Source organism: Shewanella sp. VK101 (assembly GCF_056497865.1).
Window position 1 is genome coordinate 2,732,675 of the sequence record NZ_CM151402.1, and the last position, 19,456, is coordinate 2,752,130.

A 19,456-nucleotide genomic window follows, 5' to 3' on the forward strand; every position below is an offset into this window, starting at 1 on the left:
AGAAAGCACAGGATGCGGTAGATAACACTGCAAGATAATTAAGATTGCGGTTAATTGTTTCAAGACGGTTTTTCAGGCAAAAAAGAATGGCGAAAGGTAGTTTAATTTCATAATTCAGATTGTACGGCGATTAAATTGATCTGAATCACGTAATTTAATTACATTTTGCTTATAGTTAACGAATTCGATGGCTCAAGGGTCATCACACAGAACAAGCGATAAATGAATTTCATAACCTAAACCGGTGGCCAGCCACCAAATGAGCGAAAGAAGGCAGCTATGAACAACAGTCCTAGCCCATTTGATGCATCAACCCCTGCCAATACTGCGCAGAAGGTCGAGGATGCGGCCGTCGTCAAAATCGGCCGCGATACCCAGTCGACCCTGTTGCTGGCCATGACTGCGGGGGTGTTTATTGGCCTCGCGTTTATCTTCTATGTTGTCGCCACTGCCGGTGGCAGCGCCCTTCCCTACGGTCTCAACAAACTCATCGGCGGCCTGTGCTTCAGCCTGGGCCTGATGTTGGTGGTGGTTCTGGGCGGCGAACTCTTCACCTCTACTGTATTAACCATTACTGCCAGAGCCAGCAAACGGGTCACCACCAAGGCCTTACTGCGCAACTGGGGGCTGGTCTATCTGGGCAACTTTATCGGCGCCATGCTACTGGTAGGCCTGATGATCACCGCCAAACACTATGATGCCGGCCACGGTTTGATAGGCCTTGGTTACATGAAGACAGCTCAAGCCAAACTGCACCATGACTTTTTCCAGGCCATCGCCCTCGGGATCATGTGTAACATCATGGTGTGTCTGGCGGTATGGATGGCCTATGCCGGTCGCTCGGTCACTGACAAGCTGCTGGCCGTGGTGTTGCCGGTCGCCATGTTTGTCGCCGCAGGCTTTGAGCATTGCATTGCCAACATGTTCCTTATTCCCATGGCCATTATCAGCAAAAATATGGCCGGCACTGAATTCTGGACAAGCGCCGGGGTCAGCCCCGAGCAGTTTGCCGATCTCACATGGAGCCAATTCGTGTTCCATAATCTGGTTCCCGTCACTCTGGGTAATATCGTGGGGGGAGCTTTATTTGTAGGGTTGACTTACTGGTTTGTGTATCGCCGTCCCTTGCTGGCCAAGCAAGGCAGCGAGGCCAGCAAGTAACTTTATCTCAACTAGAAGGTATGAGTACTATGACCGAGAAAACTGAGCTGTTTGCAAGCGCATGGGAAGGCTTTGTTCCCGGCGATTGGAAGACCGAAGTCAATGTACGTGACTTTATCCAGAAGAACTACACCCCCTATGAAGGTGATGAGTCTTTCCTGGCTGGCCCCACCACTGCGACCACAGCCCTGTGGGACAAAGTCATGGAAGGCATCAAGCAGGAAAACCGCACCCACGCTCCGGTCGACTTTGATACAGACAAAGTCTCTACCATAGATTCCCATGATGCCGGCTACATCAATCAGGAACTGGAAACCATTGTTGGTTTGCAGACCGATGCGCCACTCAAACGCGCCATGCTGCCCAACGGTGGTATCCGCATGGTTGAAGGCTCCTGCGCCGCCTATGATCGCGAGCTGGATCCTGAAATCAAGTATGTCTACTCCGAACTGCGTAAGACCCATAACCAGGGTGTGTTCGATGTTTACACTCCGGAAATTCTCGCTTGCCGCAAGTCAGGTGTACTGACAGGTTTGCCCGATGCCTACGGTCGTGGCCGTATCATTGGTGACTACCGTCGCGTAGCCCTCTACGGTATCGACTACCTGATGAAGGACAAGGTTGCCCAGTTCACTTCACTGCAGGCTCAGATGGAAGCCGGTGAAGATCTGAGCAACGTTATCCAGTTGCGTGAAGAGATTGCCGAGCAGCACAGAGCGCTGGGCAAGATGAAGAAGATGGCAGCCAAATACGGTTATGACATCTCCGGCCCTGCCAAGAATGCCAAAGAAGCCATCCAGTGGACCTACTTCGGCTATCTGGCCGCGGTGAAGAGCCAAAACGGCGCTGCCATGTCTCTGGGCCGTACTTCAACCTTCATCGACGTTTATATCGAACGCGATCTGAAAAATGGCGTGCTCACCGAAGAGCAGGCTCAGGAAATGATCGACCATTTCGTGATGAAACTGCGTATGGTGCGCTTCCTGCGTACCCCTGAATACGATGAGCTGTTCTCCGGCGACCCAATCTGGGCTACCGAATCTATCGGTGGTATGGGTCTGGACGGTCGTCCACTGGTGAGCAAGACCAGCTTCCGCTTCCTGCACACCCTATACAACATGGGTCCAAGCCCAGAGCCAAACATCACTGTGCTTTGGTCCGAGCAGCTGCCTCAGCCATTCAAAAAATACTGCGCCAAAGTGTCTATCGACACCAGTTCCATCCAGTATGAAAACGATGACCTGATGCGCCCTGACTTCGAGTCCGATGACTACGCCATCGCCTGCTGCGTGAGCCCCATGGTTGTGGGCAAGCACATGCAGTTCTTTGGTGCCCGTGCCAACCTGGCCAAGACCATGCTGTACGCCATCAACGGTGGTGTGGATGAAAAGCTGAAAATTCAGGTTGCTCCTAAGGCAGATCCTATCACAGACGAAGTGCTCAACTATGATGACGTCATGAGCCGTCTCGATGGCCTGATGGACTGGTTGGCAACTCAGTATGTCACTGCGTTGAACACCATCCACTACATGCACGACAAGTACTCTTACGAAGCCGCGCTGATGGCGCTGCACGACAGAGACGTACGTCGCACCATGGCCTGTGGTATCGCCGGTCTGTCTATTGCTGCCGACTCACTGTCTGCCATCAAGTATGCCAAGGTGAAACCGGTTCGCGATGAAAACGGTATTGCCGTAGACTTCGAAATCGAGGGTGATTATCCCAAGTTCGGTAACAACGACGCCCGTGTTGACGACATCGCCTGTATGCTGGTTGAAGGCTTTATGGCCAAAATTCGTGACAAGAAGATGTACCGCAACGCCATCCCAACCCAGTCAATCCTGACCATTACTTCCAACGTGGTGTATGGTAAGAAGACAGGTAACACTCCGGATGGTCGCCGCGCCGGTGCACCATTTGCCCCGGGTGCCAACCCAATGCACGGCCGTGACGAAAAAGGCGCTATCGCTTCATTGACCTCAGTGGCCAAGCTGCCCTTCGCTCACGCTCAGGACGGTATCTCTTACACCTTCTCCATTGTGCCCAATGCACTGGGTAAAGATGAAGATGCCCGCCGCACCAACCTGGCTGCGCTGATGGATGGATACTTCTCCCACAAGCCAGGCCATGAAGGTGGTCAGCACCTGAACGTCAACGTGATGAACCGTGAAATGCTGGAAGATGCTGTCGTCAACCCTGACAAGTATCCACAGCTGACCATACGTGTTTCAGGCTATGCAGTGCGCTTCAACTCACTGACCCCTGAGCAACAGCAAGACGTGATTACCCGTACTTTCACCAAAGCACTGTAATCCGCGTTTGAAACCAGGCTGCAGCGGCCGCCGCTGCAGCCATTCCAAGGAGAGCACATGACAGTAAAAGGACGGATCCACTCGGTGGAATCCTTTGGCACAGTAGATGGTCCCGGCATTCGCTTTATTGCCTTTATGCAGGGTTGCCTGATGCGCTGTAAATACTGTCACAACCGCGACACCTGGGATCTGGATGGCGGCAAGGAAGTTACGGTCGCGGAGCTGATGGAACAGATAGTCAGCTACCGACCTTTTTTGGAAGCCAGCTGTGGTGGCGTGACCGCCAGCGGTGGTGAAGCTGTGTTACAGGCTGAATTCGTTGCCGAGCTATTCAAGGCCTGCAAGGCCGAAGGCATTCACACCTGTTTGGACACCAACGGCTTTGTCCGTAAATACACAGAGGTGATCGACCAGTTGCTGGACAACACTGATCTGGTACTGCTGGACATCAAACAGATGGATGATGCCAAGCACATAGATCTCACCAAGGTCAGCAACCAGCGAACATTGCAGTTTGCCGAATATCTGGCAAAACGAGGCCAGAAAACCTGGATCCGTTACGTGGTTGTCGGCGGCTATACAGACGATGAAGCCTCGGCCGAAAAACTGGCTGAATTTATCAAGCCAATGACCAATGTGGAAAAAGTGGAGTTACTGCCCTACCACGAACTGGGCAAACACAAGTGGGAAGCCATGGGTGAACACTATGAACTCGACGGCGTGTCGCCGCCGGATCGCGAAACCATGGAGCGAATAAAGGCTATATTTATCCAGAAAGGGATCAATGCCGGTTACTGATTCAGAGCTCTTCCCAAAATCCGGCATCGAGACGTTCAAAGGCCAATTTAAGGATCTGCGCCATATCCATATAGCAGGCCTTGGCCCCTAAAGGGCGACTGCTCACCCCAAGCCCGGAAAGCTTGGCATTGAGTTGATTTCCCCAATCGAGCAAGGACAGCGGCAAGGGATGGCGAGCACGCCAACCCAGCCACAGATAGCCCTGCAAAGGCAGGCTGAGAAAGAACAGAAAGATAGCTATGGCCTGGGGAAGATAGTCCCAACCATAGAAATAGAGTGGCGCGGCAGCCGATAGCATGGCCAACACAGGCATCAACTGCAACGCCAACTGAGTGGCACGAATAACGCGAAACTCAGGAAAAAAGAAACCCAGTTGTCTGACCATGGGCCAGGTCTTCATATAACGATGACCTTCCCTCACGGTTTTGAGAAAGTTAAGGCTCAATCAAGGCACCTGAAACAAGCATAATATTGCTTTTACCTTAGCACAGTTCCCTATTCGGCCCCAACAACGGCTTGACGGCAGGAACGCAGTGAAACAGGTTACAGGCGAGTCCAGTTCACCCGTAACTCATTAATTAAAAACGGCGAAAGGTTTTTAACATGTCTAAAAAACTGGTATTGGTTCTAAATTGCGGCAGTTCTTCTTTGAAATTTGCAGTCATGGATGCACTCACGGGCGATGATCAGATCTCAGGTCTGGCCGAGTGCTTTGGTCTGGAAAACTCCCGCATCAAATGGAAACACAATGGCGAAAAGCATGAAGCCGCACTGGGCGCATTTACTGCGCACCGTGAAGCCGTGGAGTTTATTGTAAACCAGATCCTGGCTCCCCTGCCTGAACTGGCGTCACAGATCCTGGCGGTGGGTCACCGTATCGTGCATGGCGGCGAAAAATTCACCCGCTCGGTTATCATTGACGACCAGGTGATCAAAGGTATCGAAGACTGTGCCTCACTGGCACCGCTGCACAATCCGGCGCACCTGATAGGTATTCGCGCTGCCATGGCCTCGTTCCCAAGCCTGCCTCAGGTTGCCGTGTTTGACACCGCCTTCCACCAGAGTATGCCTGAGCACGCTTTTGTCTATGCCCTGCCCTACAAGCTTTACCGTGAGCACGGCATTCGTCGTTACGGCATGCACGGCACCAGCCATCTGTTTGTCAGCCGTGAAGCAGCCAAGGTGCTGGGTAAAGAGCTGGCCGATACCAATGTAATCTGTGCTCACCTGGGCAACGGCGCTTCGGTCACGGCGGTTAAAGGCGGCAAGAGCATGGATACTTCCATGGGCCTGACACCACTGGAAGGTTTGGTGATGGGAACCCGCTGCGGCGATATCGACCCCTCCATCATCTATCATCTGGTGCACCAACTGGGTTACACCCTGGAGGAGGTCAACAACCTGCTGAACAAGCAGAGCGGCCTTTTGGGGATCAGCGAATTGACCAATGATTGCCGTGGTATTGAGGAAGGATACGCCGAAGGTCACAAAGGTGCGACACTGGCACTGGAAATCTTCTGCTATCGTCTGGCAAAATACATCGCCTCCTACACTGTGCCATTGGGCCGTCTGGATGCCGTGGTCTTTACCGGCGGCATAGGTGAAAACTCCGACATTATCCGCAAGAAAGTGCTGGAACTACTGTCCATCTTCAACTTCCAGGTCGATGATGAACGCAACCTGGCCGCCCGCTTCGGCAATGGCGGAATTATCACTAAAGATGAAGGCACTCTGGCCATGGTCATTCCCACCAATGAAGAGTGGGTCATCGCCGAAGACGCTATTAGTTTGATAGAAGAATAATATGACCAATCAGCCGCCTGGTTAGCCTGGCGGCTTTCATGTTTTTTGACTTTACAAGATTCACCGGAAAACCATCGACTCCGAAGAGGTTTTTATGTCCCGTAACATTATGTTGATCCCCATAGGCACTGGCGTCGGTCTGACGTCTATCAGCCTGGGGATGGTTCGTGCATTGGAACGCCACGGCGTTAAAGTGCAATTCTTTAAACCCATTTCCCAGTTGCGCCCGCAGGATCACGGCCCTGAGCGTTCAACTACCATCCTCAGCAAGTCCCCCACGGTCAACCCGCTTGAGCCGTTTGAAATGGCCCACGCCGAAGCGCTGATCCGTGCCGATCAGACGGATGTGCTGATGGAGCAAATCATCGCCCGCGCCAGTGAAATTGCCGACAACACTGAAACCCTGATCATCGAAGGCCTGGTGCACACCCGTAGCCATCCGTTTGCCGATGATGTCAATTATGCCATTGCCAAGGCGCTCGACGCCGATGTGATTTTTGTCGCAACCCCAGGCAACGACAGTCCGACCGGGCTGATGAACCGCCTCGAAATCGCCTTTAACTCTTGGGGTGGTAACAAGAACAAACGTCTTATCGGTGCCATCATTAACAAGATTGGCGCGCCGGTGGACGACGAAGGCCGTGCCCGCCCGGATCTGTCTGAAGTATTCGACCATCAGGACGTTCAGCGCAGCGATACTGCCGGTATGTTCCAGTTGCCGGGCAAGAGCCCACTGAGGATCCTCGGCAGCGTGCCTTACAACCTGGATCTGGTGTCCCCCAGAGCATCCGACTTGGCCAAGCACCTGCGTGCCCGCATCATCAATGCCGGTGAGATGAACACTCGCCGTCTGCGCAAGGTAACCTTCTGTGCCCGCTCTATTCCCAACATGGTGCAGCACATTAAGACAGACTCGCTGCTGGTCACCTCTGGCGATCGCTCCGACGTTATCGTTTCTGCCTGTCTGGCAGCGATGAACGGCGTCAAGATTGGTGCCTTGCTGCTGAGCGGCGGTTATGAACCTGAGCCTGAGATCATGGCCTTGTGTGAGCAGGCCTTTGAAACCGGCCTGCCTGTGTTCCTTATCGACACCAATACCTGGCAGACCTCACTCAATATTCAACGCTTTGACCACGAAGTACCTGTGGACGATGCAGTGCGCATTGAATTGGTACAGGAATATGTTGCCGGTCATATCGATCAGAGCTGGATTGAAAGCGTCACCGAAAACTCGCCCCGCGAGCACCGCCTGTCGCCACCGGCTTTCCGCTACAAACTTACCGAGCTGGCCCGCGCCGCCCGTAAGACTGTGGTGCTGCCTGAAGGCGATGAGCCGCGCACCATCAAAGCCGCCGCCATCTGCGCCGAGCGCGGTATTGCCCGCTGCGTACTGCTAGGCAAACGTGACGAAATTCTGCGTATCGCAGCCCAGCAGGATGTCATTCTGGGAGAGGATGTCGAGATTATCGATCCCGATGAAGTGCGTGAGCGCTATGTCGAACCTATGCTGGATCTTCGCCGTCACAAGGGCCTGACCGAAGTGGTTGCCCGTGAACAGTTGGAAGACAACATGGTGCTGGGCACCATGATGCTGGCCCAGAATGAAGTGGACGGTATCGTTTCCGGTGCGGTCAACACCACGGCCAACACCATTCGTCCGCCACTACAGCTGATTAAAACAGCGCCCGGCTCCAGCCTGGTCTCTTCCATCTTCTTCATGCTGATGCCGGATCAAGTGCTGGTATATGGTGACTGCGCCATCAACCCGGATCCCAATGCCGAACAGTTGGCCGATATCGCCATTCAATCGGCCGAGTCGGCCAAAGCCTTCGGCATTGAGCCCAGAGTGGCGATGATCAGCTACTCAACCGGTGACTCAGGGACAGGCTCGGATGTGGATAAGGTACGCGAAGCCACCCGGATTGCCAAAGAGAAGCGTCCGGATCTGGTGATTGACGGCCCACTGCAGTACGACGCCGCAGTAATGCCCAACGTGGCTCGCTCCAAGGCGCCGGACAGCCCGGTTGCCGGTAAGGCGACCGTGTTTGTGTTCCCGGATCTCAACACGGGTAACACCACTTATAAGGCGGTTCAACGAAGCGCCGATCTGATCAGCATAGGCCCTATGCTGCAAGGTATGCGTAAGCCGGTGAACGATCTGTCCCGTGGCGCCTTGGTGGATGACATAGTCTACACCATCGCCCTGACCGCCATTCAGGCCACTCAGAGTAATTAATGGTCCGATAGCCAATTCAAGAAAAGCGTCTGCTCCGGCAGGCGCTTTTTTGTGGTCTATTTCACATAGGAGTGTACTCACTCAGCGAGCATCAAAAGCCGGGGAACAGATTGGGTAATGAAAGGTTTATCAGGATAAATCGATGCCGGCCTGCGCACCTGCGCGTCTTTTCAACCTACCCTTTGGAGCTGGCAGCTCAAACCTCTATAAGAACTGATATTGGATACTGACTGCGGCTTTTATCAGCAAAAGCTGTACAAAATCAACGCAAAGGATCCTTTACGCCAGTTATGATTCAGTCAGGAATGAGTCATCAGGAGAGAAACGGATAGGGAAAAGCGCCAAACGTCAAAAAATAACCAGCGACAATTTAACGACGATATCAATCGCTTAGGAAGTATCTATCGAGTCTTCAACACACTTGTCCACAGATTCTGTGGATAAGAATCTCTGCGCTATCCTCTTTATATGCCACAGGATCGCCGATCCCGTCAAGCGTGCGGCATCGGCTTGCGATCAATACTAAAAAAACCGATACTGTTTGGCACCAATCATTAGGGTCAACACTATGAGATATTTACTTTTTCTTTGTCTGCTAGGCCTATTTGGCTGCAATGATGACCCGAGTAAAGCCACCATAGACAGCCCGGAACAAGTCGCCCTGGGATTCTTTCAGGCCATCTACGTAGATAAGGATGTCGAGAAGGCAACCCATTATGTCGATGATCCGATGAAGGAGGTGCTGAAAAGTTACTATATCGCCGCCTCTGTACAGCGCCATATGCTCAATCTACAGATGACAGATGTCACCCTGGAGATTGAAGAGATAGATATCGACTTCTTTCGCAAGTTCACCGATGACGTGACTGTCGTGGTCAAATTTACCGGCCGTAGAGGTGGCCGCCCCTGGGTCGATGACAGAACCATTCGCCTGCATAAACGGGGCCGGGCCTGGGTGATAGTGGAAATTCTCCCGGAAACCGGCAAGATCAACTCAGGTTCCCTGTAATAATTGTGCACTGACCCACGCAAGGGCCGAAGAGGTTTATCCCTCAAAGCCCGCCGTGCTAAACTCACAGGCAATTTTCACTCAGTCTGATTACTATGAAACAACTGTTGGATTTCCTGCCGCTGGTCATCTTCTTTGCCGTTTATAAGTTTTACGATATCTATGTCGCCAGTGGCGCCTTGATAGCCGCAACGGCGCTGCAACTCGTGGTGACCTACCTGCTGTACCGCAAGCTTGAGAAAATGCATCTCATCACCTTTGCCATGGTGGCCGTATTCGGTACCCTGACCTTGGTGTTTCACGACGATGCCTTTATCAAATGGAAAGTCACCATAGTCTATGCCCTGTTCGCCTTGGGTCTGGGTGTCAGCCAATTGCTGAATAAGCCTGTACTCAAGGGCATGCTGGGGCAGGAACTCAAGGTCGCCGACAAGATATGGGCCAGAGTCACCTGGTACTGGGTCAGTTTCTTTATTATCTGCGGCCTTATCAATATCTATGTCGCCTTCAGTCTGAGTCAGGAAACCTGGGTCAACTTCAAGGTCTTTGGCTTGACCGCAGTGACGCTACTGAACACCATAGCAACCGTGGTTTATCTCTTTAAACACATCCCCGAAGAGCAACGCAAGGAACTCAAATAATGTGGTATATGATCTCATCTCAAGATGTTGAAAACAGCCTGGAAAAACGTCTTGCCGCTCGTCCGGCCCATCTACAGCGCCTGCAACTGCTGGCCGATGAAGGACGATTGATGCTGGCCGGTCCACATCCCACCGTGGACAGTGAAAACCCGGGGGACGCCGGATTCAGCGGCTCTTTGGTGGTGGCCGAGTTTGAATCGCTGGAAGCCGCCCAGGCCTGGGCCAATGCCGATCCTTATGTTGCCGCCGGCGTTTATCTGAGTGTTATCGTTAAACCCTTCAAGCGAGTGCTGCCCTGATGAAAATCGTTTCCTTCAATATCAACGGACTGAGAGCTCGTCTGCATCAACTGCAACAGTTGATAGACAGTCACCAGCCGGACATCATAGGGCTGCAGGAAACCAAGGTGCACGACGAAGCCTTCCCTCTGGCCGAAGTGGAAGCCATGGGTTATCAGGTACATTTCCACGGTGGCAAGGCCCACTATGGCGTGGCTCTGTTATCCAAACAGGCCCCCATTGAGGTTCAAAAAGGCTTTCCCACCGACGATGAAGATGCCCAGCGCCGGCTTATCGCCGGAAAGTTCATCCAGGACAACGGCCGCGTGCTGACAGTGATCAACGGCTACTTCCCCCAGGGGGAGAATATCAATCACGAGACCAAGTACCCGGCCAAGCGTAAGTTTTACGCCGACCTGATGCAGTATCTGCAAAACTCATTCAGCCCGGATCAGGATATTGCCATCATAGGGGATATCAATATCTCGCCGCTGGATCTGGATATCGGCATCGGCGATGCCAATGCCAAACGTTGGCTGAAGACAGGTAAATGCAGCTTCCAGCCGGAAGAGCGTGAATGGTTGCAAACCCTGCTGGATTGGGGTTTGGTGGATACCTTCCGCCAGTTGCATCCACAGCGTAGCGAACGCTACTCCTGGTTTGATTATCGCAGCCGTGGCTTTGATGATAACCGCGGCCTGCGTATCGATGTGATCCTGGCAACCGAGTCGCTGGCAAGCCGTTTGAGTGAGGCCGATGTGGATTACGCGCTTCGCGGCATCGACAAGCCCTCGGATCACGCGCCTATCTGGAGCTGTTTTCGCTGACATTGTCGCTAACGCTGATGGCGCTGCTGATGCTGACCACAGCAAGCGGCACGCCTGAAGCAAGAAACAAAGCTCAGGAAACGCTATAACGCAAAACGCCGACATCTGATGATGCCGGCGTTTTTTTATGGCTCAGCTTCTAGCAGTTCAACTGGTTTTATACTGTGCCAACAGCCGGGTCAGAGCGGCAGAAGCCTGGGCCAGTTTTTGACTCAGCTCTATCGCCCTTTCGCTGGCCTGGCGCATCTGATCCGAGTGGCTGCGGATATCGCCAAGCTGCGAGCTGATCTCCCGGGCCGACACGCTTTGCTCTTCGGCCGAGGCTGCGATTTGGCTGCTGCGATCAAATACCGCATCCACTGAGCCACGCATCCCCTCAACATCCGTACCCACCTGAATGATCGCCTGGCGGCTTTCATCAGCCTGCGACACTATCGCCTCGGTCAACTGAGACAAATTGCGGCTGCCCGCCTGCAAACCCTCAATCATACGTTGAATTTCCACTGTCGCTTCCTGGGTTCGCCCCGCCAGGGTCCGCACCTCGTCGGCAACCACGGCAAAGCCGCGCCCCTGTTCTCCGGCTCTGGCAGCCTCGATGGCGGCATTGAGCGCCAGCAGATTGGTCTGCTCGGAAATACCATCAATAGTGGTCACCACGGCGCCAATCTCGGTGGCATCCCGCGACAGTTGCGATACCGAAGAGAAAGCCTCGGCAATCCGGCCCGACAACTCTCCTATACTGGCAACCGTTTCTGCTATGTGTCTGGCGCCCTGGCCCATCTGAGAGGCGTTGTCCCGGGTCTGGGAAGAGGTTTCGGCGGCGTTATGGGACACTTCGGTAATGGCATTGCTCATCTGCTCCATCGCCGTGGCCACAGTATCGAGAAACTGCCACTGAATTTTGCCCATCTCATCACCGGCGGCGGCTTGCTCGGCAAATTCGGAAGCCGCCATCGACAAGGTTTCGGCATTGCTGCTGATGGCGGTGACCATTTCGCTCATGTTATCGGCGCAGCGGTCAATCTCGCGGGCTATCAGGCTGAAATCATCTGTGCCGAAGAAATTGAGCCTAAAGCTCAAATCGCCGTCAGCCAGGCGTTTGATTGCCATATACATATCCCAGAGTCCGCCGCCGAGTGAGGTGGAGATCCAATAGCTAAGCTGAAACAGTGGCAACAGCCCGACAAAAGCCCACAGCAGCATCCAGTTCGCCCGGCTGAGCATCTCTTGCTCCTGCAGTGTTAAGCTGTCACCGAGCCAGTAGTTGCCGTCACGGCTACTGAGCATGACTTTCACCTCGGCGCGCGGTTCATTGCGGCTAAGGCCTTGCTGCTGTAGCCAAAGATCGCGCTCCGGCTCGGGCGCCAGCTGGAGCAGGGTCTCGGCTTTGGCTTGTAAACGCGCCTCAGCGCCCTGGGTTACACTGGCATCCAACTGCCACCAGTTGGCCAGTGCGATAGCGGCGGTTATGGCGGTAACCAGCGAACACACAAGCCAGAATTTACCGTTGAGACTGAACTTAATCAGCATGGCATCAACTTTTCTAAATTGGATCTGCTTCATCAGTGCTCCTCAGCGCGAAGCTAAAAGCCGGGACAGGACCCTGGCAGTATAATCTATTACTCCACCACCCTTTCGACCGGCAGAGGTTTTGTTTGAGTTTGACGACTGCGGCTGGTTTGGCAATAGCCCATGAGATCGGTCAAGCGACTCATGGCATAACCGAATACGGCACCAATCAGCAGCGGCGGCATAATAGCCGCAATATCCGCCGACATGGCAAAGGTGATGCAACAACCAATAAAGGCACCGGGAATAAAGTTAAGTTTACCGAAGCAGGCCTGCAGGCACATGGCACTGGTGGCTATGCCGGTGAAGATCCAGCCAAATACCGGCGAGACAAAGAAACTGCTGCCGCTGATGATAAGCCAGGCCCAGAATACTCCCGATGTATTGGTGCACCAGGCCTGAAGCAAACCGGCGAACCCACTGCGTCCTTGAGCAAAGAAAGTACTGCACCCCAGAAACCCTATCCAGGTGATCAGACCAAAGGTGTCGGCAACCCCACACCATACAGTGGCCAAGAGGCCGGCAGATATTGCTGCATGCCAACGCTGTTGCATAGGAGTATCTCCACAAAATGTAACTATTGGTTAAATTACCCCGTTTTTGATAACAAAAACCGGATCTACACCAAAAAAGGGCCTATTAATGCCGAGACCTGGCTCACTTTGCAAACATTTAGTAGTAAAAAAACAATAATGGAGTGAATTTCAGCCAAATAAAAACCCGGGCATGCCCGGGTCAGTTGCAACAGGGATAGCCTCAATCGGCCAGTAGCTGATCGGCAACGAAAGGGTTGTTTCGCCGCTCTTCACCAAAGCTCGACATAGGGCCATGGCCGGGAATGAAGTTGACCTGCTCGCCCAAGGGCCAGAGTTTGTAACGAATGGAGTCAATCAACTGCTGATAGTTGGAGCCGGGAAAGTCAGTACGGCCTATAGAGCCACGGAAGAGGACATCTCCCACCCAGGCCAGGTTCTCTTCGCGGTCAAAGAAGATCACATGCCCGGGTGTATGCCCCGGACAGTGAAACACCTGCAATGCCTGCTCTCCCAATGTAATCTCTTCACCATCTTCGAGATAACGGTCTGCCTCGAAAGCTTCACAGGCCGGGAAACCAAAGTTCTGGCTTTGGCGTGGCAGGTTCTCCAGCCAGAATTTATCGTCGATATGCGGGCCAATAATCTGCACGTCACACTCGGTGGCCAAAGCCTTGGCGGCACCAACATGATCTATGTGTCCGTGAGTCAAAAGAATATATTGCAACTGCAGGCCGTGCTGCGCCAGGGCATCCATGATGCGCTCATGGTTACCGCCTGGATCTATCACAGCGGCTTTGCCACTCTTCTCACACCAGATGAGGCTGCAATTCTGCTGGAAAGGGGTCACTGGGATGATCTGGTATTTCATTACACACACTCGCAGGCTGTTATCGTTCCATGATCGATAGATCGTCTCGATGCATGATCCACCAACCCGGCAACAGAAAAATTGATCCCGGGCAGGAAAGCGACAGATAAGCGGCTTTTCTGGCGCCGGTTTGCAGCGCAGGGATTTTTGTATACAATTTTGAGCCATCCAACCTTCAAGCCCAAGGCCCTACATGATAACAGACAGCCGTCTTGCTGGCATCCTGAGCCGCAAACACTTCTTCTCTCTGCCACTGGATTATCAGCACCCCACCGGGGAACAACTGCAAATTTTTGCCCGGGAGATTATCGGCACCCAGGATAACGCCGCGACCCTGCCACTCCTGGTGTTCTTTCAGGGTGGCCCGGGCTTTGGTGCCGCCCGCCCCCTTGCCAATGGCGGCTGGATTAAAAGAGCGCTCAAGGAGTATAGGGTACTCTTGCTGGATCAGCGTGGTACTGGTCTTTCAAGCCCGGTCAGCTTCAAGACACTGGACGGCATGACGCCTGACGAGCAGGCTGAGCACCTGAGCCATTTTCGCGCCGACAATATCATCCGCGATGCCGAGGCGATTCGGGCGCAACTGAGCCCTGATACTCCCTGGAGCATTCTCGGTCAGAGTTTCGGTGGCTTTTGCGTACTCAGATACCTGAGCGCCTCGCCGCAAGGGCTCAAGGAAGCCTTTATTACCGGCGGTATCCCTTCCCTTGAGCGCCCCGCTACCGAGGTTTACCGGGCAACTTATCAACGCCTGCTGGCCAAAAATCAGGATTTCTTTACCCGCTTCAAAGATGCCAAAGCCCTATTGGCCGAGCTCAGAGGCTTTATCAATAGCCATGAGGCGCGCCTGGCCACAGGAGAGCGGCTGACCCAGGAAATGCTGCAACTTTTGGGGGTCAACTTAGGCATGGAGCAAGGGCCGGAGGCCGTCTACTATCTGCTGGAGCAAGCCTTGATAGATACCCCAATTGGCAAGGCGCTCAATCCCTTGTTTGAGGCGCAGTTCTGTCAATTGCTGGATTACAATACCAACCCGCTGTTTGCCATAATGCACGAGTCCATCTACTGCCAGCAGCAAGCCGCAAACTGGGCCGCCCACAGGGTGCGGGGCGAATATCCGGCTTTTGCCCCGGACGCCGAAGAGCTGCTTTTCAGCGGCGAGATGATTTACCCCTGGATGTTCGAACAGTTTGCCAACCTCAAGCCACTGAAAGCCTGCGCCGAATTGCTGGCCGCCAAAGCCGATTGGCCTTCACTCTATGACCCGAACATTCTCGCCAATAACCGGGTACCTGTCGCCGCTGCCATCTACAGCGAAGATATGTATGTCGAGCAGGCCTACAGCCTGGAAACCGCCGCCAGAGTCGGCAACCTCAAGTATTGGTTGACCTCTGAATATGAGCACAATGGCATACGTATGGATGGTGAGCGGATCCTCGATAAGCTGATTGCGCTCAATCGCGGCCAGGCGCTCAGGTGAATTCAGTTTGGGTTAATTTTAAAAGCGCACACTGAACTTGGTTCCACATCCATTGACGCTTTGCTTAAACACTTGTTTCGGTGTCGTCCCGGTCTGCCCTTTTGGCAGACCTTTTTTTATCCAAAAAAAACCGCAGCCAAGGCTGCGGTGGAAATAACGGACTGGGTCCAATCCAAAGAATACAGGGAGACTCGAACCGCCGACTTAGCGCTTCATTGCTGGATAAGTGAACTCATGGCACTGATTGCAATAAACCTTGCTCTCTTTGTGCTCCTGATGGCAGTAAGTACATGGCAAGTCCGTGCCATAGTGCAGGCTGTCATGGGGGTTGGGTTCAACATCATGACCGGCGTTGGCCGGACGTGCTGTCTGCTTGGCAACATCTTCAGGAGTGCCGTGGCAGGCTTCACAGGCTGTCGCATCGGGAATGGTCTTGCGCTTGGCATCACCATGGCAGGCGGCGCAATCGACACGACCATTTTCAGCTGTCATGACTTCTTTGTGGTAGTCCTTGATCTTCATAGCGTTGGCCGCTCCAGGCAGCAACAAGGCGCAGGCTACAAGAACAGTGGATATCATCTTCAACATCTTGGGCTTCCTGTTGCGGGGCAGTTACCTGCCCCGCTCTTCTATCAGTAGTTGGCAATAAAGTCGTGTGACGCCTGAATGTCAGGAGTGAAAGGACGATCTTTGCTTACGAAAGGCACTTTCTGACGATAACCTTCATACATGGCGCCTGTGGCTTTACCCTGCTTCAGGCTCTTGTCGTGCATCTTACGCAGATCGATAGCTTGAGTAGAGTGCAACAGCTCCAGACCATAGATGGTGTTGGTGTTGTCAACAATCTGGATCAGGTTGTCAGAAGCCAGTTTCAGGTTGGTGAAAGTGTCTTCGATGTTACCGGCAATTTGGATACCATCGAATGAAACCGGGCTAGCCAGTTGCTTGTTACGCACCTGCATGTCAACGAAGGCTTTCTGGATTGCACCGAAAGCATGACCATTGTTTTCCGGACCGGCCAGGAAGCGGCTCAGACGGGTAAAGTGGGCATCAGACAGGTGGATAGTGCGCATTACACTGTTGTGAGACACGTGAGTCAAAGCAGTGCTCAGGTTCTGTACCGCCAGGGCAACAGGCAGAGGCTCGAAGTTGGTGGTTGGGAACACACCACCCTTGCCTTCAACCATGTACTTGGCTACCTGAGGGAACTGGCTGTAGTCCTTGGATGCGCCCAGAACTACGGCAGGGTTATCGTCTGAGTGGTTGATCTGGATATCGATCACTTCGCCCAGATCCACCAGGGCTTTCTTGGCACTGGCCAGAGTGTAGGCTGTGGTGCGGTAGCTCAGAGGATCCTGCAGCGGACGCTCATCATTCAGTTGCCACAGATAGCTGCCATCCAGCTGCGCCAGAATATCCTTGGTGGTTGCCTGAATATAAGGGAAAGGACGGATATCATTGGTTTGTGGCAGGAAAGGTGCCACGTTACCATTCAAACCTTCAAGGCTCAGACCGAATACGGTTGGAGACACTTCCAGCAGGTGCTTGGCATCCTGATAGCCCTTCATCGCATAGGCTACAGCCACTGCGTTGTTGGACAGGATGGACAGAGCATCTTTACCCATAGGCTCCAGCAAAGGAACTCCGGCATCGGCCATGGCTTCACGGCTGCTGACACGCTTGCCCTTGTAGAACACTTCCCACTCACCAATCATTGCCAGACCGACGTGAGAGGCCAGCAGAATGTCGGCTTCACCCACAGTACCCTGTGAAGGGATAACTGGAGTAATACCCTTGTTCAGGTAGGCTTCGTAAAGGTCGGCAACCACAGGCTGAACCCCGGTTTGACCGGCCAGAATGGTGTTCAGACGCACGGCCAGAGCCACACGGGTCAGACGCACTGGCATAGGCTCGCCGACACCGGCACTGTGAGCGCGCAGCGTGCTGTAGTTGAAGCTACGGGAAGCATCCATAACGGCGGCACTCAGCTCACCATTGGCATCAAACAGCTTGTGGTCTTTGTTCAGGCCCACACCTACAGTCAGACCATAGACAGGCTTACCCAGACGCGCAGCTTCCATCAGCAACTCGTGAGACTTAACCAGTTTGGTGCGTGCCTGAGAGGCTACTTTGACTTTGGCGCCATCGGCAATGGCCCAGGCTTGTTCCTGAGTCATGTGCTTGCCATCCAGAACCACTTGTTCCATTGCCAGAGCACTGCCTGACATCAGGCCCAGCGTCAGCGACGCCAGCATTAGAGATTTGTTCATCATCTTACTCCTTGTTATTGAATTTGTTACGCTTGCTTCAGTGCTACCGGCTTGGCAGCGGCACAGTTACGGCCGGCATTACGGCCGGTGACAATACCTTCAGCCACAGCACAGGCACCGAGGCGGCTGGCACCGTGAATACCGCCGGTGGATTCGCCGGCCGCATACAAGCCTGCAATCGGCTGGTTACTGACCAGATGCAGGACTTCAGAATTGGTATTAACCTTGACACCACCCATGCAGTAGTGAACTTTCGGCCACATACGCACCGCGTACCATGGGCCCTTATCCAACACTATGGCTTCCTGCATTGGACGACCAAACTCTTTGTCTTCACCGCTTTTGACCGCTTCGTTCCAACGGGCCACCTGCGCCTTGAGCTTGTCGGCCGGCATACCATAGGCCTTGGCCAGTTCATCCAGCGTGTCGGCCTTGGTGATCACCTTGTACTTGATACCCCAATCCAGTGTCTGGGCATTCTTGGCACCTTCGGCATTGGTAAAGCCAATGGGATACACAGGGTTGTTGTGCTCATCTCTGCGGGTCATGATGGCATCGGCACGCGCCTTACGGTCGGCCAGCTCATTGAAGAAACGCTCACCGGTGCGTACATCCACCACTATGCCGTGAGGATAAGTGGCAATGGTGTTGAACTGGGATGCAGTACCAAAACCTTTCTCATCGGGTGATGCCCATGGGCCCAGCTGAATTTGATCCAGATGGATAGGGTTGGCCCCCAGAAGCATCATCTGCTTCAGTGCTTCAGAGGTCGCACCCGGATGGTTGGTTGAGTCCAGATCATTGTTCAGCTCAGGCAGCTGCATCATGCGATATTCGATATCCCGGCCAAAGCCGCCGGTCGCCATGATCACCCCTTTGCGGGCACCTATGGTGCGTATCTTACCTGTCCGCTCCCGTGGGAAATAATAACCTTCACGAACCTCGACCCCGATCACGCGGCCTTCAGCATCACGGATAAAAGATTCGAGCTTGGTTTGATTTTTCATGATCACGCCTTTGGCGCGGGCAGCCTTGACCAGCGGACGTATGATACCGGCGCCGGAGCTTTCTACTGTCTGCAGTACCCGCTGCACACTGTGACCACCGAAATGCTGTACGAAAGGCTTCCACTTGACGCCGTAGTCAATCAGCCACTGGCAGGATTCTGCCGTGCCGTTACATACCAGCTTGAGCATCTCAACATCATTCATGCCACGACCTGCGCGCAACATGTCGGCCACCATGGCATCCACTGAATCTTCAATACCGGCCTGCTTTTGCAACGGAGAACCGGCAACCGCCATGGCACCACCATTAATGGTTGAGTTGCCGCCAAAAACCGGCATCTTGTCGATAACCATTACGCTGACACCGGCTTCACGGGCCTGCAGGGCTGCTGCCATACCGGCAAAGCCACTGCCGACTACCAATACGTCTACCAGTTCATCAAAGGATTCCGGCGCCTGTTCGCGGCACTGGGCCATGGCACCACTGCTGACAGCCATCCCCACCCCGGTCACTGCCAGAGCGGCGCCGCCCTTGAGCAACTGACGACGACCACTGTCTATTTTCTGTTTTTCTGTCATGTACTTATTTTCCTTTCATGCAGGGAAAGAACTCAGTCAACCAGTTGCACTGGCCATGCCAACTAACCCAAAAGAGGTGTTC

At 53.6% G+C, this 19,456-nt stretch carries 17 protein-coding genes; 10 read left to right on the plus strand and 7 right to left on the minus strand.

Annotation, left to right across the window (positions count from 1 at the left end):
• The first annotated feature begins 279 nt into the window (after nt 1-279).
• Genes focA through pflA form a run of 3 tightly spaced genes read left to right on the plus strand, consistent with a single transcriptional unit; the run spans nt 280 to nt 4,271 of the window.
• A complete protein-coding gene (gene focA, locus ACSHSR_RS12300) occupies nt 280-1,161 on the plus strand; it encodes a formate transporter FocA (RefSeq protein ID WP_025889524.1) in 882 nt (293 codons plus the stop codon).
• Between the two features lie 29 nt (nt 1,162-1,190).
• On the plus strand, nt 1,191-3,473 hold the full coding sequence (gene pflB, locus ACSHSR_RS12305; protein ID WP_028779374.1) for a formate C-acetyltransferase: 2,283 nt from the start codon (nt 1,191-1,193) through the stop codon (nt 3,471-3,473).
• A 57-nt stretch (nt 3,474-3,530) separates the two neighbouring features.
• Nucleotides 3,531-4,271, plus strand: a complete 741-nt coding sequence (gene pflA, locus ACSHSR_RS12310; protein ID WP_025011778.1) for a pyruvate formate lyase 1-activating protein — start codon at nt 3,531-3,533, stop codon at nt 4,269-4,271.
• Between the two features lies 1 nt (nt 4,272).
• On the opposite strand, the gene yfbV is transcribed toward pflA, so the two are convergent.
• Entirely contained in the window at nt 4,273-4,716 is a 444-nt protein-coding gene (gene yfbV, locus ACSHSR_RS12315) for a terminus macrodomain insulation protein YfbV (protein ID WP_028779375.1), read from the minus strand.
• A gap of 158 nt (nt 4,717-4,874) precedes the next feature.
• On the opposite strand from yfbV, the gene ackA reads away from it, so the two are divergent.
• The 6 genes from ackA (at nt 4,875) to xthA (ending at nt 11,065) form a co-directional block, all read left to right on the plus strand.
• On the plus strand, nt 4,875-6,074 hold the full coding sequence (ackA, locus tag ACSHSR_RS12320) for an acetate kinase (RefSeq protein WP_025011777.1): 1,200 nt from the start codon (nt 4,875-4,877) through the stop codon (nt 6,072-6,074).
• A 94-nt stretch (nt 6,075-6,168) separates the two neighbouring features.
• Nucleotides 6,169-8,310, plus strand: coding sequence for a phosphate acetyltransferase (pta, locus tag ACSHSR_RS12325; protein WP_107004683.1), 2,142 nt, complete (start codon nt 6,169-6,171; stop codon nt 8,308-8,310).
• 568 nt (nt 8,311-8,878) lie between these two features.
• Nucleotides 8,879-9,319, plus strand: coding sequence for a hypothetical protein (locus ACSHSR_RS12330; RefSeq protein WP_025011776.1), 441 nt, complete (start codon nt 8,879-8,881; stop codon nt 9,317-9,319).
• 95 nt (nt 9,320-9,414) lie between these two features.
• Nucleotides 9,415-9,960 carry a septation protein A gene (locus ACSHSR_RS12335; protein WP_025011775.1) on the plus strand — a complete coding sequence of 182 codons (546 nt, stop codon included), beginning with the start codon at nt 9,415-9,417 and terminating at the stop codon, nt 9,958-9,960.
• Nucleotides 9,960-10,259: a YciI family protein gene (locus ACSHSR_RS12340; protein WP_479630795.1), complete on the plus strand. Its 300-nt coding sequence runs from the start codon at nt 9,960-9,962 to the stop codon at nt 10,257-10,259. The genes ACSHSR_RS12335 and ACSHSR_RS12340 overlap by 1 nt, the downstream gene beginning before the upstream one ends.
• Nucleotides 10,259-11,065, plus strand: coding sequence for an exodeoxyribonuclease III (gene xthA / locus ACSHSR_RS12345; RefSeq protein ID WP_025011773.1), 807 nt, complete (start codon nt 10,259-10,261; stop codon nt 11,063-11,065). The genes ACSHSR_RS12340 and xthA overlap by 1 nt, the downstream gene beginning before the upstream one ends.
• 147 nt (nt 11,066-11,212) lie before the next feature.
• On the opposite strand, the gene ACSHSR_RS12350 is transcribed toward xthA, so the two are convergent.
• The 3 genes from ACSHSR_RS12350 to ACSHSR_RS12360 all read right to left on the minus strand — a co-directional run bounded on the left by ACSHSR_RS12350 (nt 11,213) and on the right by ACSHSR_RS12360 (nt 14,038).
• Entirely contained in the window at nt 11,213-12,628 is a 1,416-nt protein-coding gene (locus ACSHSR_RS12350; RefSeq protein WP_044734322.1) for a methyl-accepting chemotaxis protein, read from the minus strand.
• A gap of 56 nt (nt 12,629-12,684) precedes the next feature.
• Nucleotides 12,685-13,188 carry a DUF1097 domain-containing protein gene (locus ACSHSR_RS12355; protein WP_025889517.1) on the minus strand — a complete coding sequence of 168 codons (504 nt, stop codon included), beginning with the start codon at nt 13,186-13,188 and terminating at the stop codon, nt 12,685-12,687.
• Between the two features lie 202 nt (nt 13,189-13,390).
• On the minus strand, nt 13,391-14,038 hold the full coding sequence (locus ACSHSR_RS12360) for an MBL fold metallo-hydrolase (protein WP_115390484.1): 648 nt from the start codon (nt 14,036-14,038) through the stop codon (nt 13,391-13,393).
• Between the two features lie 193 nt (nt 14,039-14,231).
• Here ACSHSR_RS12360 and ACSHSR_RS12365 point away from each other — a divergent pair, with 193 nt between their 5' ends.
• Entirely contained in the window at nt 14,232-15,518 is a 1,287-nt protein-coding gene (locus ACSHSR_RS12365; RefSeq protein WP_479630796.1) for an alpha/beta fold hydrolase, read from the plus strand.
• Between the two features lie 204 nt (nt 15,519-15,722).
• Here ACSHSR_RS12365 and ACSHSR_RS12370 read toward each other — a convergent pair whose 3' ends face one another.
• Genes ACSHSR_RS12370 through ACSHSR_RS12380 form a run of 3 tightly spaced genes read right to left on the minus strand, consistent with a single transcriptional unit; the run spans nt 15,723 to nt 19,374 of the window.
• Nucleotides 15,723-16,106 carry a cytochrome c3 family protein gene (locus tag ACSHSR_RS12370; RefSeq protein ID WP_025010509.1) on the minus strand — a complete coding sequence of 128 codons (384 nt, stop codon included), beginning with the start codon at nt 16,104-16,106 and terminating at the stop codon, nt 15,723-15,725.
• Nucleotides 16,107-16,150: 44 nt separating this feature from the next.
• On the minus strand, nt 16,151-17,788 hold the full coding sequence (locus ACSHSR_RS12375; protein WP_025010508.1) for an HAL/PAL/TAL family ammonia-lyase: 1,638 nt from the start codon (nt 17,786-17,788) through the stop codon (nt 16,151-16,153).
• Nucleotides 17,789-17,814: 26 nt separating this feature from the next.
• Nucleotides 17,815-19,374, minus strand: coding sequence for a flavocytochrome c (locus ACSHSR_RS12380; RefSeq protein WP_025010507.1), 1,560 nt, complete (start codon nt 19,372-19,374; stop codon nt 17,815-17,817).
• Between the last annotated feature and the right edge of the window lie 82 nt (nt 19,375-19,456).

Bases quoted from the DNA above. Each gene is read 5' to 3' on its own strand.
- focA (WP_025889524.1), top strand. From the start codon at position 280: ATGAACAACAGTCCTAGCCCATTTGATGCATCAACCCCTGCCAATACT.
- pflB (WP_028779374.1), top strand. From the start codon at position 1,191: ATGACCGAGAAAACTGAGCTGTTTGCAAGCGCATGGGAAGGCTTTGTT.
- pflA (WP_025011778.1), top strand. From the start codon at position 3,531: ATGACAGTAAAAGGACGGATCCACTCGGTGGAATCCTTTGGCACAGTA.
- ackA (WP_025011777.1), top strand. From the start codon at position 4,875: ATGTCTAAAAAACTGGTATTGGTTCTAAATTGCGGCAGTTCTTCTTTG.
- pta (WP_107004683.1), top strand. From the start codon at position 6,169: ATGTCCCGTAACATTATGTTGATCCCCATAGGCACTGGCGTCGGTCTG.
- ACSHSR_RS12330 (WP_025011776.1), top strand. From the start codon at position 8,879: ATGAGATATTTACTTTTTCTTTGTCTGCTAGGCCTATTTGGCTGCAAT.
- ACSHSR_RS12335 (WP_025011775.1), top strand. From the start codon at position 9,415: ATGAAACAACTGTTGGATTTCCTGCCGCTGGTCATCTTCTTTGCCGTT.
- ACSHSR_RS12340 (WP_479630795.1), top strand. From the start codon at position 9,960: ATGTGGTATATGATCTCATCTCAAGATGTTGAAAACAGCCTGGAAAAA.
- xthA (WP_025011773.1), top strand. From the start codon at position 10,259: ATGAAAATCGTTTCCTTCAATATCAACGGACTGAGAGCTCGTCTGCAT.
- ACSHSR_RS12350 (WP_044734322.1), bottom strand. From the start codon at position 12,628: ATGAAGCAGATCCAATTTAGAAAAGTTGATGCCATGCTGATTAAGTTC.
- ACSHSR_RS12355 (WP_025889517.1), bottom strand. From the start codon at position 13,188: ATGCAACAGCGTTGGCATGCAGCAATATCTGCCGGCCTCTTGGCCACT.
- ACSHSR_RS12360 (WP_115390484.1), bottom strand. From the start codon at position 14,038: ATGAAATACCAGATCATCCCAGTGACCCCTTTCCAGCAGAATTGCAGC.
- ACSHSR_RS12365 (WP_479630796.1), top strand. From the start codon at position 14,232: ATGATAACAGACAGCCGTCTTGCTGGCATCCTGAGCCGCAAACACTTC.
- ACSHSR_RS12370 (WP_025010509.1), bottom strand. From the start codon at position 16,106: ATGTTGAAGATGATATCCACTGTTCTTGTAGCCTGCGCCTTGTTGCTG.
- ACSHSR_RS12375 (WP_025010508.1), bottom strand. From the start codon at position 17,788: ATGAACAAATCTCTAATGCTGGCGTCGCTGACGCTGGGCCTGATGTCA.
- ACSHSR_RS12380 (WP_025010507.1), bottom strand. From the start codon at position 19,374: ATGACAGAAAAACAGAAAATAGACAGTGGTCGTCGTCAGTTGCTCAAG.